General features: G+C 48.6%; 9 protein-coding genes. 7 read left to right on the forward strand and 2 right to left on the reverse strand.

The annotated features are described in order from the left end of the window. Positions 1-277: 277 nt before the first annotated feature. Positions 278-673, forward strand: coding sequence for a hypothetical protein (locus CRP01_RS33750; RefSeq protein WP_099154500.1), 396 nt, complete (start codon positions 278-280; stop codon positions 671-673). A gap of 142 nt (positions 674-815) precedes the next feature. Here CRP01_RS33750 and CRP01_RS33755 read toward each other — a convergent pair whose 3' ends face one another. Further along, positions 816-1,217, reverse strand: a complete 402-nt coding sequence (locus tag CRP01_RS33755; protein WP_170110652.1) for a response regulator — start codon at positions 1,215-1,217, stop codon at positions 816-818. A 424-nt stretch (positions 1,218-1,641) separates the two neighbouring features. On the opposite strand from CRP01_RS33755, the gene CRP01_RS33760 reads away from it, so the two are divergent. Together CRP01_RS33760 and CRP01_RS33765 are read left to right on the forward strand one after the other, a co-directional pair. Continuing rightward, a complete protein-coding gene (locus CRP01_RS33760; RefSeq protein ID WP_170110653.1) occupies positions 1,642-4,122 on the forward strand; it encodes a histidine kinase in 2,481 nt (826 codons plus the stop codon). A gap of 59 nt (positions 4,123-4,181) precedes the next feature. Beyond that, positions 4,182-6,674 carry a histidine kinase gene (locus CRP01_RS33765; RefSeq protein ID WP_170110654.1) on the forward strand — a complete coding sequence of 831 codons (2,493 nt, stop codon included), beginning with the start codon at positions 4,182-4,184 and terminating at the stop codon, positions 6,672-6,674. Positions 6,675-7,049: 375 nt separating this feature from the next. Here the strand turns inward: CRP01_RS33765 and CRP01_RS33770 are convergent, their stop codons facing one another. Then, entirely contained in the window at positions 7,050-7,415 is a 366-nt protein-coding gene (locus CRP01_RS33770; RefSeq protein ID WP_099154504.1) for a hypothetical protein, read from the reverse strand. A 451-nt stretch (positions 7,416-7,866) separates the two neighbouring features. On the opposite strand from CRP01_RS33770, the gene CRP01_RS33775 reads away from it, so the two are divergent. From CRP01_RS33775 to CRP01_RS33790, 4 genes are all read left to right on the forward strand, one after another. Continuing rightward, complete coding sequence (locus CRP01_RS33775; RefSeq protein WP_099154505.1) at positions 7,867-9,381, forward strand: tail fiber domain-containing protein; 1,515 nt, start codon at positions 7,867-7,869, stop codon at positions 9,379-9,381. A 91-nt stretch (positions 9,382-9,472) separates the two neighbouring features. Next, complete coding sequence (locus tag CRP01_RS33780; RefSeq protein ID WP_099154506.1) at positions 9,473-10,873, forward strand: IS4 family transposase; 1,401 nt, start codon at positions 9,473-9,475, stop codon at positions 10,871-10,873. A gap of 268 nt (positions 10,874-11,141) precedes the next feature. After that, positions 11,142-12,689: a DUF3500 domain-containing protein gene (locus CRP01_RS33785; RefSeq protein ID WP_099154507.1), complete on the forward strand. Its 1,548-nt coding sequence runs from the start codon at positions 11,142-11,144 to the stop codon at positions 12,687-12,689. A gap of 86 nt (positions 12,690-12,775) precedes the next feature. Continuing rightward, the gene (locus tag CRP01_RS33790; protein ID WP_099154508.1) at positions 12,776-15,226 is read left to right on the forward strand and encodes a histidine kinase; all 2,451 of its coding nucleotides are present in this window, start codon (positions 12,776-12,778) and stop codon (positions 15,224-15,226) included. The last annotated feature ends 136 nt before the right edge of the window (positions 15,227-15,362 follow it).

A 15,362-nucleotide genomic window follows, 5' to 3' on the forward strand; every position in this document is an offset into this window, starting at 1 on the left:
GGTGAAATTTGCTAAATAGGCTCCCGGTAGAATGTGTGAATGTGGAAACGTGGAAATGTTTGAATGTTGGCTGTAAGTTAGAACAAGAATGGAACGGATATTTTACATATTCTCATTGCTGGTTTTACTGAGTTGTGGACAGGTAAACTCAGAAAAAAGTGATGGTTCGGAAATTCCAATTGAAGAGGAGTTCGTAGATATCGGCTCAAAAAGCGAGGAAATCAGATCAGAAAAACCATTGAATTTATCGGACTCGGCTTATGATTAAAGGCAAAGATTGAATACTGAATTTAAAGAAGTAACAGTATTCAAGTTGACGGATACCCTAATAGCGGACTTTAACGGAGATGGAAATTCAGATCGGGCAATTCTAAAAAAAATTGGCGAGACTTCCGGACTGCTAATTCAACACGGGGAAACCATGGAAGAGATCAGGATAGGTTTTGGCCAGAGCTTCGCAATCTGGACCGATTTTAATTTGAATTGGATTGATTTATGGGCCCTAGTGAATGACTCCGGAACTTATGAAATAGTAATCGAGAATAATGAAATAACCGGCACCAGAAAGATTGAGCTGGAAAACCCTTCCATTGCCGTGAGAAAGGAGGAGGAAGGTGGTGGATTGATAACCTTCAAAGACGGAAAATATCAATGGATTCACCAGGCGGAATAAATAAGGATACTAAGTCCGCAGCCAACCCGCGCTATCCGACCAACCCACGCTAAAATTCCGGGCGATCGTCTGGCGCAATGTATAAGTTGAGTGTCCGGGAAACAAACATTCACACATTTCCACATTCACACATTAGCACGTTTTATGAGAAGGTATTCGCCCAGGTCTTCATAATGAAGCGGACGGCTTTTTCAAAAGCTTCGAGGTTTGCCGGTTTAACCACATAGCCGTTGGCACCCAGAGATTTGCACTCTACCATTTCGACAAAATAGTTGGAGGTTGAAAAAACGACGATCGGGTGTTTATCCAGTTCCGGCATGGCTCTCAGGTTGCGCAGGATATCCTTGCCGCAAAACACGCCGTTCCGAAGGTCAACAATAAAGAGGGAGATCTCTTCGGTATCGGCAGTATCGAGATATCGGACCAGTTTATTACCATCCTTGAAATGGATGAATTCGATCTCTTCTACCAGGGACTCGCAGGCGATCTTCATTAATGTGAGATCCGCTAGATTATCTTCATAAATAACAACTTTCATCATCATTCGATTCAACTTGGTCTGTAAGGTTTTATTACAACTTGTGATAATATGGACCGCAGGATGGCTTTTGGTCACATGGGCTAAGGCTGGTGATCGGCAGTTTGAAGTGAATTGTATTTGCTGACGGTGAACTACCGCCGGCAAACAGGATGTCATTAGTTTTCCCTACGGGAGCAATGTATCTATGTCCAATACTCAACCAGCGCGCCCGATACTAATTAGTAGTGGTTTGGATTGGAAGAGTCCTGTATTTTGAAAAGATCGTGTAAAGTCCGGTGGTTGCCCCGGGAGCTATTTATTGTATCCGCATGCCAGATGCCTGGGGCCGGTAGTATCGGATTTCACCCTAATTACCCACTTGGAAACCTACAAGGAAGAACCGCTGCAAAAAATGTGTATTTTTCTGCTAATAGAACTAAACACAACCATGAGAGCCACCATTACCCTGCTTGCGCTGCAACTCTGTGGCGGATTACTGACTGCCCAATCTGTCTACCCGCTTGCCTACCCGTTTGACAGCCTCAATTCCGAGCAGGAACGGTATAACGATCTCTATACCTATACCCAAGTCCTCGTCGATCCCACCGGCGAATGGACCTACGAGGACATCCTGGCCCGGACCGATCAATTCGGCCCCAACACCACCCGGACGGATCGCGATCTGGAACAGGTGTTCTGGGTGAAGTTAAAATTACAGGATACAATGGGTGGGAACCATCTCTTTTCCGCCGGCTATCCCTTCGGAGATTACGCACTGGTGGACCTGTACTACGACCAGGGCGATACTACCATCCACCAGCAGGGCGGGGCGCAACGCCTGGCTGCCGAAAAAACCATCCGGCGCAGTGGTACGTATTTCTGGGTAGAGGTGCCGCAGGACACGGTTTTGACCGTTTACTTACGCCTGGATAATGCGGCCTGGAAAAATGACTTCTGGCGGCGCTATCCGGTTTCACTTTACCATATCGATCCCACCTCGGTGCCGGATCTGACCGGAGCTTACGTTTTACTGGATTTTCCGGAAGACCGGGTGGCGGTGAATACCTGGGAACCGCAGTTGTCTAAATTTCCGGGAGAGTTCCCGGTACCCGATTACTGGCTGACCGAACCTCCAAAAGTAATTTCTCTGGGCCGGTATTTTGAATATTTTCCCGATCCGGCGTGCCAGTTTACCCTTACGGATGTAAGAGACCGATGGGATGACGAGGCGTTCTTCCGGGGCTACCAAATTCGCAGTTTTGACTATAATACCTGCAACTGGGCCCGGCTGGTGGTCATTAACCCAAAGCCCTACGCCCAAAGCCGGACGTTTGCCTACTGGCGCTATCCCTGGAGAGAAATTCAATATTTTCTACCTGATGCGGATGGGAAATACCAGGCATTTACAGCTTATCCCAATGCCAGCCAGATGGAGGCGTTCTCCCTTACGGTGCAGGCCCGGGATACCCTCACCCTTTACATCCGATATCCGGCAAGACCCGACGGGTGGGCGAGAAACGGTTCCCTGCTGGATGTAGAGCCCGCAAGTTTAAAAAAGCAGCAATTGCTGGTGAAATATAAATTCTTCCTGTGTGGCGGTATGACCTTTTTCCTGGGCTATTGCTTGATACAGCTCATTTTGAGTCGGGATCGGATGCTTTTTTACTATTTTTTAATGGTATTAGGTTCATTTCCCTTTTGGATTATCATGTTGGAGGATGGAGAACTTTTGGGATTTACCCAGGTAATCTATCTGCACCTTCCCAATCCGGAGCGCTCCACTGTCACGGCTCTGGCCGGTACGCTGGGACAAATTGGGCTACTTAATTTTACCAGGATTGCCCTGAAATTGCCCGTTACTCTCCCAACTTACGACCGCATTCGAAAATATTTCATTTGGGTTGTTATCATACTTGGTCTGATCCAGATCGGTTTTGAGATCTGGTTTTGGGAAGCTCCCGGTTTTTATGCAAATGACTTTCATCAATTTTTGCATTGGTTGATCTATAATTTCTATTCCTTAAGTGCGGCCTTCATTTTGTTCACTGTTATCCGGGCCGCTTACAAAAGAATTCCTCTAAGCGGTAGCTTTCTGATCGCACTGCTTCCCTTGTGTCTGGGTATAGTCTTAATTTCCTCCCCGTTTTCGTTTGTTCCGTTACTGGTCAGGCAGATTCTTTTTGTCGGTGGTTTACTCCTCCCCACCATGCTGTTCGGGATCATAGCGGCCGGCCGGTCTAACCTTCTGAAACTGGAAAAAGCACAGGCCTCCCAGCAAAAGACCCAACTGGAGAACCAACTCCTTCAGATCGAATCCAAGGCGCTGCGCGCTCAAATGAACCCACATTTTATCTTCAATTGCCTGAATTCGATCAAAGGTCTGATCCAGGAGACGGCCAACCAACAGGCGATCCACTATCTGACCTTGTTTTCCAAATTCATCCGCCGGGTGCTGCAACATTCCGAAGAGAAGCAGATCAGCCTGGAGGAAGAGCTGGAAATGTCCCGCCTGTACATCGAGATGGAACGCTTACGGTTCGAAAAGTCTTTTACCTATAAAGTGGAGATCGATCCGGCCGTGGATACCAGTTTTTTTCGCGTACCACCCATGATCCTGCAACCCATTCTGGAAAATGCCATCTGGCACGGACTCATGCACAAACAGGGCGACCGGGAGATCCGTTTGGAGGTCAAAGCCGAAGGGGAAGGCGTGAAATGCATTGTGGAAGACAACGGTATCGGTCGGAAACAGGCCGCGGCATTACAGGTCAATACCCGCAACGAACACCGCTCCTTTGGCACCAAACTCATCCTGGACCGGCTACAGGTCAATCAACAACTATTCAACCATCACTTCGTGATCAATATAATCGACAAGATCGTAAACGGCCGGGCGGCGGGTACACGGGTGGAGTTGAGTTTGGACTGATGTACAGACCTTCTAAGTCTCGCAGACTTAGAAGGTCTCGGACCCAAATAATCACACTTATGAAAATCCAAAACCTCCTCTTCCTTCTGCTGAGCTTCGCCGGTCAATTGTCCGGGCAATCGGCACCGGTCTATCCCATTACTTCCGAATTCGCGGGCACCAATTACGAGCAGGAACGTTATAACGACCTGTATGACTATACCGAGATCCTGATCGATCCTACCGGGGAGTGGACTTACGAAGACGCACGCACCCGTAGCGATCAGTTTGGGCCCAACACCACCCGCACGGATCGCAATGTCGATCACATCTACTGGGTGAAACTCCGGCTACGGGCGGATACTGCTGCCAGGTACCTCTTCTCAGCGGGTTACCTCTACGGGGATTTTGCCCAGGTGGACGTTTACTACGAGCATCAGGATTCTCTGATCCGGCAGACCGCCGGCTATCAGCTAAAAGCAGCGGAAAAGATCATTCGCCGGTCGGGTTCCTATTTCTGGATAGACGTCCCGGCGGATAACATCCTGACCGTTTATCTCCGGGTAGATGATGTTACCTGGTACTGCGAATGCATGCAACGCTATCCCGTTTCCATTTACCATATAGATCCTCAGTCCATCATGAGTTGGCGGGCGGCCTATACTTTACCGGACATGGAAGCTCCCGAATTTATTTCGCTGGACCAGGAAACCGGGGAAATGGTGGGTCGAATGGACAAAGTCAGGGGAACTGATAACAGCTGGCTGGCCACGAAAAGGAGAGTGGTGTCGCTGGTACGGTATTTCGAATTTTATCCGGATACGGATTGCAACCGCAGTCTGGAAGAAGTGCAGAGAGATTGGGACAACAAGGCATTTTTCCGGGGCTATAAGCGATTTGATTTTGCTCGGGATACCTGCTACTGGGCCCGTCTGGAGGTGATCAATCCCGAACCTTTTCCGCAAACCAGGACGTTTGCCTACGCCTTCTGCCGATGGGACCGCATCGATTATTACCTGCCGGGTTCTGACGGCCAGTACGCAGCCCACGAAGCCTTTCCAAACGCCAATGATCAAAAAGCCTTTACTTTTACCATTCCGGCTAATGATACCGTGGTATTATATATTCGTTATCCCCGCCAGACCAATGCTTATGGGGCCAACGGCTCCATGGTAGATATTCACCCGGAAGATCTTCATCGGAGTCAGCAACTCATCCGGTACAAATACCTGCTGGCGGGCGGCATGCTATTTTTTATGATCTACTTTTTACTACAGGTAATCGTTACCCGGGAGAAGGTCATGTTTTATTACTGCCTGCTGCTTTTCGGATTATCGCCCTACCTGCTGGCTTCCCTGAACCTCACGCCGATTTTTGAGTATACCCAGAATATCTTTCACGTTTCCCGAACCTTACACTGGATCAGTCTTTTCGTGGGAGCAACCCTGGCAACTGTCGGGTTTTTAAAATTCTCTCAGATCATCCTCGATTTTAAGACTACTTTCCCAAAATTCAATCGCTTGATCGGCTACATTCTTTTCGTAGAATGCATGCTGGGTCTGGTCGCTACCATTACGGCCATCATCATCACCAATGTTCCCAATTTTTTTTCTAATTCAACCTTCCGACTGGTAGAAAAAGGATTTAATTCCTTCAATGGAATCCTGATGATCTTCATTATTTCTCTGGCCGTAAAGGCTTACTTTCGGAAAGTTCCTTTGAGCGGCAATTACCTGATCGCCATCTTACCCCTGGCGATCGGGGTTTTAAACAATACCATCGTACGCCCCTATTTTTTACCGGAGATCCCCGTCTTTCTTCCTTTTATCATCTGCATGTTGGTTTCCCTGATGCTGTACGGCATTTTGATCGGCGGGCAGTTCAATCGCATGAAACTGCAGGAAAGCCGGGCTACCCAGAAAAGTACCTACCTCCAGAATCAGCTTCTCCAGGTAGAATCCAAAGCGCTGCGCGCGCAGATGAATCCCCACTTTATATTCAATTGCCTGAACTCGATCAAAGGCCTGATCCAGGAGACGGCCAACCAACAGGCGATCCATTATCTGACCTTGTTCTCCAAATTCATCCGCCGGGTGCTGCAACATTCCGAAGAGAAGCAGATCAGTCTGGAGGAAGAGCTGGAAATGTCCCGCCTGTACATCGAGATGGAACGCTTACGGTTCGAAAAGTCTTTTACTTATAAAGTGGAGATCGATCCGGCCGTGGATACCAGTTTTTTCCGCGTACCGCCCATGATCCTGCAACCCATTCTGGAAAATGCCATCTGGCACGGACTCATGCACAAACAGGGCGACCGGGAGATCCGATTGGAGATCAAAGCCGAAGGGGAAGGCGTGAAATGCATTGTGGAAGACAACGGTATCGGCCGGAAACAGGCCGCGGCACTACAGGTCAATGCCCGGAACGGACACCGCTCCTTCGGTACCAAGCTCATTCTGGACCGGCTACAGGTCAATCAACAACTATTCAACCATCACTTCGTGATCAATATAATCGACAAGATCGTAAACGGCCGGGCGGCGGGTACACGGGTGGAGTTGAGTTTGGACTGATGTATGCTCCAGACCTTCTAAGTCTCGCAGACTTAGAAGGTCTTGGACCCAAATAATCACAATTATGAAAATCCAAAACCTCCTCTTCCTTCTGCTGGGCTTCGCCGGTCAATTGTCCGGGCTATCGGCACCGGTTTATCCCATTACTTCCGAATTCGCGGGTACGAATTACGAGCAGGAATAAACTGGAAATGAGTTTGAAAGGGGAAGTTTGGCATACGAGCCCTCCTTCCCCCTTTGGTACAAACGATTACCTACTAAAACGCTGGCTAACCTTAAAGTTATAAGCGCCTGAAAGATCACCAGAGTGATGAGGTACTTTTGTAAGGTAGGTTTTTAAAAAAAGCTGCTGGAGGATCTACGTTGGATTGGTCATTAAGCCTTGGTAAAAAAGACCTTTCTCGGAGGCTTACGTCCCTCACAGCTATCCTCAATGGGGTCCATCCAAAGCTTTTCGCCATCTACGGTGAATTCGTAGGTCCCCTTTGCCGTACATCCTTCATCATTTTGCACCATAATTTTGTTGCCTTCCACCCAGTATTTGCCGGTAACCTCCACTGTGCCATCCAGATCGATATCCACTTCGAAAGTGCCGTCTGTTTTCACGGTCCATTGCCAGGTCATTTCCTTTTTATCCTGACAGTCGCAGGGAGTGGTGATCACCCAACTCCCCTGGGGGTTTTGAGCAGAAAGATTCAGGGTGAAACCCAACATGAGAAATAACGGAAGTAAAGTTTTCATGGTCATTTTTTTTGTTTAAGAATGGGACAAAGCTATGGGGAATGGTGCCCGAAGGGTAGTGCTGATGAGTATTGGGAGAGATCTTTTAGTATTCTACATCGGCCAGCAGAAAGATTTGAAGCGGCGGGGACGCGGGTGGAGAGGAGATTGGGTTGATGTACGCCCGGTGACCTAAGTCTGCGAGACTTAGAAGGTCTTAAATCCATCACATCAGATCCAATCAAATATTTGATTATCTTTATAAGCAACTGATGAGCTCTCTACATAAGCTCATTTTTCTCTTTCCTCCGGTGGCTACCGTGCTACGTGGATCTGAATAATATTCGAGTGAAAACAAACTAACCTGTAACCTGCTCACCGGGGACTGTTTTCTGCATTATCCTAAAAACACCGATCTCCGATATGCAAAATCGATGACCGGTTATTTTTTTAATATCAAACCAAAGCTCCTATGAAAAACCCGATCAATCTATTGATCCCCATGCTCTTATTTTTATCCACTGCAATCACGCTTACCGGGCAGATTTCTTCAAAATTAACACCAACCGCGCTCACATTTGACGACCTGGGGAATCCATTCGCCGGGGCATTCTTTAACATTGGAGCGATCCATATCCAGAATGGTTTCAGTTATACCGATATTACCGAGAATACGGTTTCGGCCGGAGACGATCTGCAGCGCGCAAAGATCAATGCTGCGGGGCTGACCGTAGAAGACTTCGCCCTGTTTCCCGCCAGTAAAGGCAATTTTGATCGCCGGGAGTTATCCTTCTCGACCATTGGCGGCAGCGAGGGGAATCCGGATGAGGAAAGCTGGAGAGTCGGGCTTACCGATGCCGGTATTTTTGATGGTGGAGACCCGGTGGTTTCCGCTTTTTCCCTGGAATACCATCGTCTGCAGGGAGTCACCCCAACGGATATTTCTTTTTTGTTTGCCAATCCCTCACTTGGCAATCTCACGATAGGCTCTTCCGCTGCAACGGGGGATGCCCAGTTGTACATTTATGAGGACGGCTCCCAACAGGTTGGGGTCTGGACTAATCAGCTCGCAACCGCGAATTTTACTACCTGGGGCGCTTATTTTGCAAATTCCGGCTCCGGTTCGGGGAACCGCTACGGGGTACACGGCTATGCTACCACCGGTGGCGGCACCAAATATGGTGTGTACGGAGACAACGATGGAGTAGGCACTGCTTACGCGGTATACGCCAACGGCGATTTGGCTTATACCGGCACATTGAGTATGGTATCCGACCGAAAGTTCAAGAAAAACATCACATCTTTTAGCGCTTTGGATCGCGTTATGAAACTACAGCCCCGGTCTTTCGACATGAAGCGGGAAGAGTTTAAACGAATGAATCTCGCCGCTGGCCGGCAGTTTGGGTTTATCGCCCAGGAGTTACAGGAAGTATTTCCAGAGTTGGTACACCAGCAAAAAAACGTCATTACCAACGAGATCGAACCCGGTAAACTGACTACCGAAGAGATCGATTACCTGGGAGTCGACTACCTCAGCTTGGTCCCTATCCTCACCCAGGCCATGCAGCAGCAACAAAATATGCTGGAAGATAAAGAGACCCGGATCAGCGCGCTGGAAAGAGACAACGAAACTCTGGAAAATCGGCTGAACGAACTGGAAGCGCTGGTCCGGCAAATGGCGCAGAATAATACCGCTCAGGGTGATCCGAATGTCGGCACCCTAAGTAGTGCCCGCCTCGATCAGAATCAACCCAATCCGTTCTCCGGCAGCACGGCCATTTCGTATTTCATTCCCGACACGGTGCGTACGGCGGAGATCCGGTTTACGGATGCTGCGGGCCGGGTATTAAAATCGATGATCTTGTCCGAACGCGGCCAGGGAAAAACCATCCTTGAGACCGATCAACTGAGCCAGGGGATCTATTTCTACAGCCTGGTCCTGGACGGAGAACTCGTGGATACTAAAAAAATGCAGGCGGTGAAGTGATGAAACTGCTAAGACCTTCTAAGTCTCGCAGACCTACGGTATGCACACAAATGTGCCAATAGTTCTTTGACAAGATTGCTATCTTTCCCAAATGGGAAAGCGATTAAATAGTAAACTAGGAGACAAACGTCTAGAGAAGGGCTTTGAAGCCTTACTCAATAGTATGTTGATACATTATTCGGTAATCCTGCGCCAATTAGCCACTGGTCGAGGGGAAGAAGTACAATTGGGGCGGTTTGTAAATAACCCTAAAGTCACCTCAAAGGGCCTGGTAGATCATTGCTGCGAGCAGCTTGGAGTTGATGTAAAAGGTCGCCCGGTATTGGTGATCAATGACACTTCCACAATTTCATTTGCTCCCAATGCTCGACGTGAGGAGCTAGGATTTGTAGGCCCAAATAGTACCAAAAGTGGTTTTGATGTCCATCCGGCGATTGTATTAGATGGTGAAAATGGAGCCTGCTATGGCTTGGGCGGCATCTCGATCTACAAGACAGAATTTGCTCGCACCGAGCAAGAACAGGCCGACCAGGCTCAGAGGCGTCGCGATAAATGGAAGACCCCATTTGAGGAAAAGGAGCGCTATAAATGGTTTGATGCGCCTCGCCAGGCTATTGCCAATTATGCTGATGCATCCAGTTATACCTTGATAGGAGATCGCGAAGCAGATATCTACGATCTGATGGGGTTGGGCCTGCAACAGCAGTGGGATTTTGTGTATCGTAGCCGAACGAATCGATTATTAAGTACTCCTTCCCATGGCCAGACTAAGTTATATCAAGCCATTGAACAATGGCCGGTAGCTCATACTTATGAATTAGATCTGCCTGGGACTAAAAAACGTACTGCACACCAAGCTATTATAGATCTGAAATTCGGATCGGTAGCTATTGCAAAACCGGAAAGTTGCCGTAATACTGATTTAAGTGATCAGATAGACCTCTGGGTAGTACAGGCTAAGGAAAGATCACAAACCATAGTGGGCAAAGAAAAACCTGTACACTGGATCTTGCTGACTTCCCACCCTGTTCAAAATACCGAACAAGCCTTGCAAATTGTTCAATGGTATTTATGGCGATGGACTATCGAACAATTATTCCGAACCCTTAAATCTAAAGGGCTCAACGTGGAAAAAGCGGAAGTAGAGTCGTTCCATGGACTGGTTAATTTAGCTACTATGGCCTTAATAGCGGCTGTGCAAGTCATGCAACTAGTCCAGGCCAGAGATGGGCAAACACTACAAAGAATAGGCGATGCCTTTTTTGAGCCCGAAATACAATGCCTGACTGCCCTAAATACCAAAGTAGAAGGCAAGACCCAAAAACAAAAAAATCCACATCCTCCAAACACCCTCTCTTTTGCCGCTTGGATCATCGCCAGACTCGGAGGATGGTCAGGTTACCAAAAGGACAAACCACCAGGACCCATTACTTTTATTAGAGGCTTAAACCGCTTCTATAACATCCTCGAAGGATATTATTTATTCAGGTAGCAATCTTGTCAAAGAACTTACACAAAATGTGTGCATACCGTAAGTCTCGCAGACTTAGAAGGTCTTAAGTCTTCGTATAGCTCCTCACCATCCGCCTATCCTACGCTCCTCCCGTCCGTTACTAAGAAGGGCCCCCAAATACTAACTGCCTGTAGTTTCCTCCGCATATTCTTTTCATTTTGCAGTACCGATCAATATCACGAATGGCCGGTTCCGACTCCGTCAAGCCGTTTGTGATCCACTATTTTATCACTAACCAGCCTCAGCCATGAAGCCTAAATATCTGTACTTCGTTTTTTGCCTTTTCCTGCTCAATCTGGCCTGCCGTTCGCAACGCAACCCAATTGTGCTGACCCTACGGGTGGACGTTACGCCGATTCTGGATCAGCTGCAGGATCCTAATTCCGTAGGCGTATTGGGCGAAGGCCCCTTGCTGGCCAGATATAAGAGAAAACTGATGAAACGCAATGGCAACATTTATGCTATCCGGCTTACGGTGCCGGATACGCTAATCGGTCGTCGTCTTACCTATGCCTTTGTCGTGGATACCTTCAATCTGGAGAACCGGGGATACCATTACCGCCAGATCTTATTGCCCGAGAGGTCTACCGTACTACCGGTAGCGCTTTTTAATGACCTGGTCGGTACGACGGGGGAACACATTCTGCCATCGCCGCCCATGCCCGTTCGGCAAACCAATACTTCAGAGGAAGCAGCCGTACTCGCCCAACCTTATACGGGTATTACGACCAATGGGCAAGCCCGGGAAAACTTGTTTTCCATCAGATCCACGGGATTCCCAACCCAGGATATTCAGCAGGCGGCCGAATCCCTGTTGACGGCTTTTACACCGGAACAGCGGAGTCAGTCTACCTTCGGCATCGAGGATAAAGAATGGCACAAGTGGCACAATATTGAGACCTACCGGCGGCAGGGCATAGGGCTGTATGAAATGTCCGAAGTACAACGGGAACTAACTTTCCAGTTACTGGCCGCCAGCCTCTCGCCCCGGGGATTGCAAAAGACGAGAGACATCATGGCCATGGAAGATTATCTGAAGTTACTGAGCATCCGATCCGGCGAAGTAGGCAGCAACCGGACCGATCTGATCGGGCACGACCGCTACCACCTGACTTTCATGGGGCAACCTTCTGCAACCGAGCCCTGGGGCTGGCAGCTGGATGGACACCACCTCGCTATTAATTACTTCATTCTGGGCGATCAGGTCGTCATGACGCCGACCTTTATGGGCTCGGAACCCAATTACATCGAAGAGGGACCGGATCAGGGCATTCGCACTTTTGAACAGGAAGAAAAATTGGGCTGGGAACTGTACCGCTCCCTCAATGAGTCGCAAAGGTCCCGGACCACATTACTTGATCGCAAACTGTACAATTTTGCCCAAACCGAAGCTTTTAAGGATAACCGTACGCTGCCGTACGTGGGCATTCCCGCCGGGGAGTTAAACAGCCGTCAACAGGAACAGTTACTCACCCTGACCCGGGAATACGTCGGCAATATGCGGGAAGAACACGCCGGGGTGAAAATGGAGGAAGTGGAAGCTCATCTGGAAGAGACCTGGTTCAGTTGGGTAGGGGAGGCCCGGGACGATGCGCCTTTTTATTACCGCATTCACAGTCCGGTGATCCTGATCGAATTTGACCACCAGGGACCGGTGTTTCTCTGGGATCGCAAGCGTCTGTATCCGGGGCCGGTCAGGAAGCACATCCATACGGTGGTGAGGACACCCAATGGGAATGACTACGGGAAAGATCTGCTGCGGCAACATTTGGAGACGCACCATAAACACGAATGATTATCGGTCATTATCCGAATTAAAGACCTTCTAAGTCTCGCAGACTTAGAAGGTCTCATACTCTGCAAAAAGAACCACCAGCATCTATGAAAAATATCGCTATACTACCGGTATTACTATGTTTGACTAAGCTCCTGTCGGCCCAGACATCACCGGTGTACCGTATATCATTTGAATTCGCGGAGGTCAACGCGGAGCAGGAACCATACAATGACCTGTATGATTACACGGAGATCCTGCTTGATCCTACGGGAGCATGGGGATATGAGGAAGTGCTGCAAAGGTCCGATCAGTTTGGCCCCAACACCACCCGCACGGATCGTGATCTGGCCCAGATCTACTGGATGAAATTGCAGCTTAGGGCCACTGCCCGGGACTCCCATCTGTTTTCGGTTGGTCGTCTTTACGAGGAGAATAATCTGGTGGACATCTACTACCAGCAGGGCGACTCGCTCTACCACCAGACCGCTGGTTTCCGGCGGCGTCCGGCTGAAAAGACCATCCGGCGTTCGGGTTCCTACTTCTGGGTGGATCTGCCGGCGGATACTATCCAAACGGTGTATATCCGGGTGGATAATCAGTACGGAGATTGTGATCATTGCTATTTTGAATTTGAAAAACGTCCGCTCTCTGTTTTTTATATCGATCATTCTACTGTTAGGTCTCTGGAGGCAGCCTACATCTTGCAGGACCTGGAAACGATGGAGGAGCCGAACCGTTTTGAACCACCCAGAATGGTAGATGTCTCCTGGTATTTTGAATTTTATGTGGATACCGACTGCAACCTGGATCTGGAATCTGTACGCCGAAGCTGGGATAGCGGATCGTATTTCAAGGGATTTCAGAGGGTAGAATTCGACTATACCAGCTGCCATTGGGCTAGACTCCGGGTGATCAATCCCAAACGTTACGCTCAATCCAGGACTTTTGCGTATCCCTCAGATCCGTGGAAAAGCATCGAATATCACCTTCCGGATACCGTCGGTCGCTACCATAAAATGGAAGCCTTCCCGAGTGCAGAGGGGAGGGAGGCATTTTCATTTTCCATTCCGGCCGGAGATACCCTGGAGCTCTATATTCGCTACCCCCGACGGACCTCCTCCTACACCTATGCCGATGACGGCGACATGGCGGATATTCATCCGGGCGATCTGCAAAAGCGACAGTATCGAGACAAGTATAAAACTTTTTTTATCGGCGGACTTGCTTTCTTTCTAATCTATATTTTCCTACAATTAATCGTCTATCGGGATTCCCTGCAGTTATATTTTTTCTTACTGCTGGTTGGTTTATCACCCTATTTAATGATGGCGCTGGATCATAGCCAATTTCTTAATTTCACCGAGGCTATTTTCCGGTTTAGTACCCTGGAACGGGATTGGATACTCGGATTGGCCGCTCCTCTTGCCGTATTCGCCCTGTTGAAGTTCACCCAGCATTTGCTGAATCTAAAAAACACACTGCCTTTATTTTTTCGGATCGCCAATTATCTTATTAGCCTGTATATAATAATAAGCATAATAGATTTATTGGATATACTCTGGTGGTCGACGCATGGATTACCAACCACAGATCTGTGTATCACCTGTTATGCCAATAGTATCAAAGGGATGCTTCAAGGGTGCTCAGCCATATTAGTGCTATGCGCAGGCATCAAATCCTATTATCGAAAAATCCCGCTGAGTGCTAGTTTTGTGCTGTCTTTTCTACCTCTGATAATGGCAATGGTGATTGCTTCACCGCTTGGCCAACTCCTATTTCCTCATTTGGAAAGAGCCGCCCCTTTTATCGCTGGTCATTTCCTAACCTTAATGCTATTTGGTATCCTGATCGGCATCCGCAACAATCGGATACAAATGGAAAAACTGGAATCGGTTAAGCAAAAGGCGCAACTACAGAATGACCTGCTTCAGATCGAATCCAAGGCCCTGCGCGCCCAGATGAACCCGCACTTCATCTTCAATTGCCTGAATTCCATCAAAGGACTGATCCAGGAGGCTGCCAACAGACAGGCCATCCATTACCTGACCTTATTCTCCAGATTTATCCGGCGGGTGCTGCAACATTCCGAAGAAAAACAGATCAGTCTGGAGGAGGAACTGGAAATGTCCCGGCTGTACATCGAGATGGAAAAACTACGCTTTGAAAGATCCTTCACCTATCGTATCAAAATCGCACCAGAGGTAGATCCCAGCTTTTTTCGCGTGCCCCCGATGATATTGCAACCCTTCCTGGAAAATGCCATCTGGCACGGGCTGATGCATAAAGCAGGGGATCGGGAGATCCGGCTGGAGATTCGACCGGAAGGGGCCGGCGTGAAATGCATCGTGGAGGATAACGGTATCGGCCGGGAACAGGCAGCGGCATTGAATCTCAGCCGGCAACACCAGCATCGCTCCTTCGGCACCCGCCTGATCATGGATCGCCTGCAGGTTAACAAGGCGTTGTTCAATAGCAACTTCGTGGTCAACATCATTGACCAGATGCAGAACGGCCGGGCGGCGGGTACACGGGTAGAGTTGATCCTGGGAGCTTGAGACCTTCTAAGTCTCGAAGACCTACGGTATGCACACAAATGTGCCAATAGTTCTTTGACAAGATTGCTATCTTTCCCAAATGGGAAAGCGATTAAATAGTAAACTAGGAGACAAACGTCTAGAGAAGGGCTTTGAA

The sequence above is a fragment of the Flavilitoribacter nigricans DSM 23189 = NBRC 102662 genome (assembly GCF_002646595.1).
GTDB classification, from domain to species: Bacteria; Bacteroidota; Bacteroidia; order Chitinophagales; family Saprospiraceae; genus Flavilitoribacter; species Flavilitoribacter nigricans.

Coding starts and splice junctions, on each gene's coding strand:
- CRP01_RS33755 (WP_170110652.1), bottom strand. CDS start 1,217: ATGATGATGAAAGTTGTTATTTATGAAGATAATCTAGCGGATCTCACA.
- CRP01_RS33760 (WP_170110653.1), top strand. CDS start 1,642: ATGAGAGCCACCATTACCCTGCTTGCGCTGCAACTCTGTGGCGGATTA.
- CRP01_RS33765 (WP_170110654.1), top strand. CDS start 4,182: ATGAAAATCCAAAACCTCCTCTTCCTTCTGCTGAGCTTCGCCGGTCAA.
- CRP01_RS33770 (WP_099154504.1), bottom strand. CDS start 7,415: ATGAAAACTTTACTTCCGTTATTTCTCATGTTGGGTTTCACCCTGAAT.
- CRP01_RS33775 (WP_099154505.1), top strand. CDS start 7,867: ATGAAAAACCCGATCAATCTATTGATCCCCATGCTCTTATTTTTATCC.
- CRP01_RS33780 (WP_099154506.1), top strand. CDS start 9,473: ATGGGAAAGCGATTAAATAGTAAACTAGGAGACAAACGTCTAGAGAAG.
- CRP01_RS33785 (WP_099154507.1), top strand. CDS start 11,142: ATGAAGCCTAAATATCTGTACTTCGTTTTTTGCCTTTTCCTGCTCAAT.
- CRP01_RS33790 (WP_099154508.1), top strand. CDS start 12,776: ATGAAAAATATCGCTATACTACCGGTATTACTATGTTTGACTAAGCTC.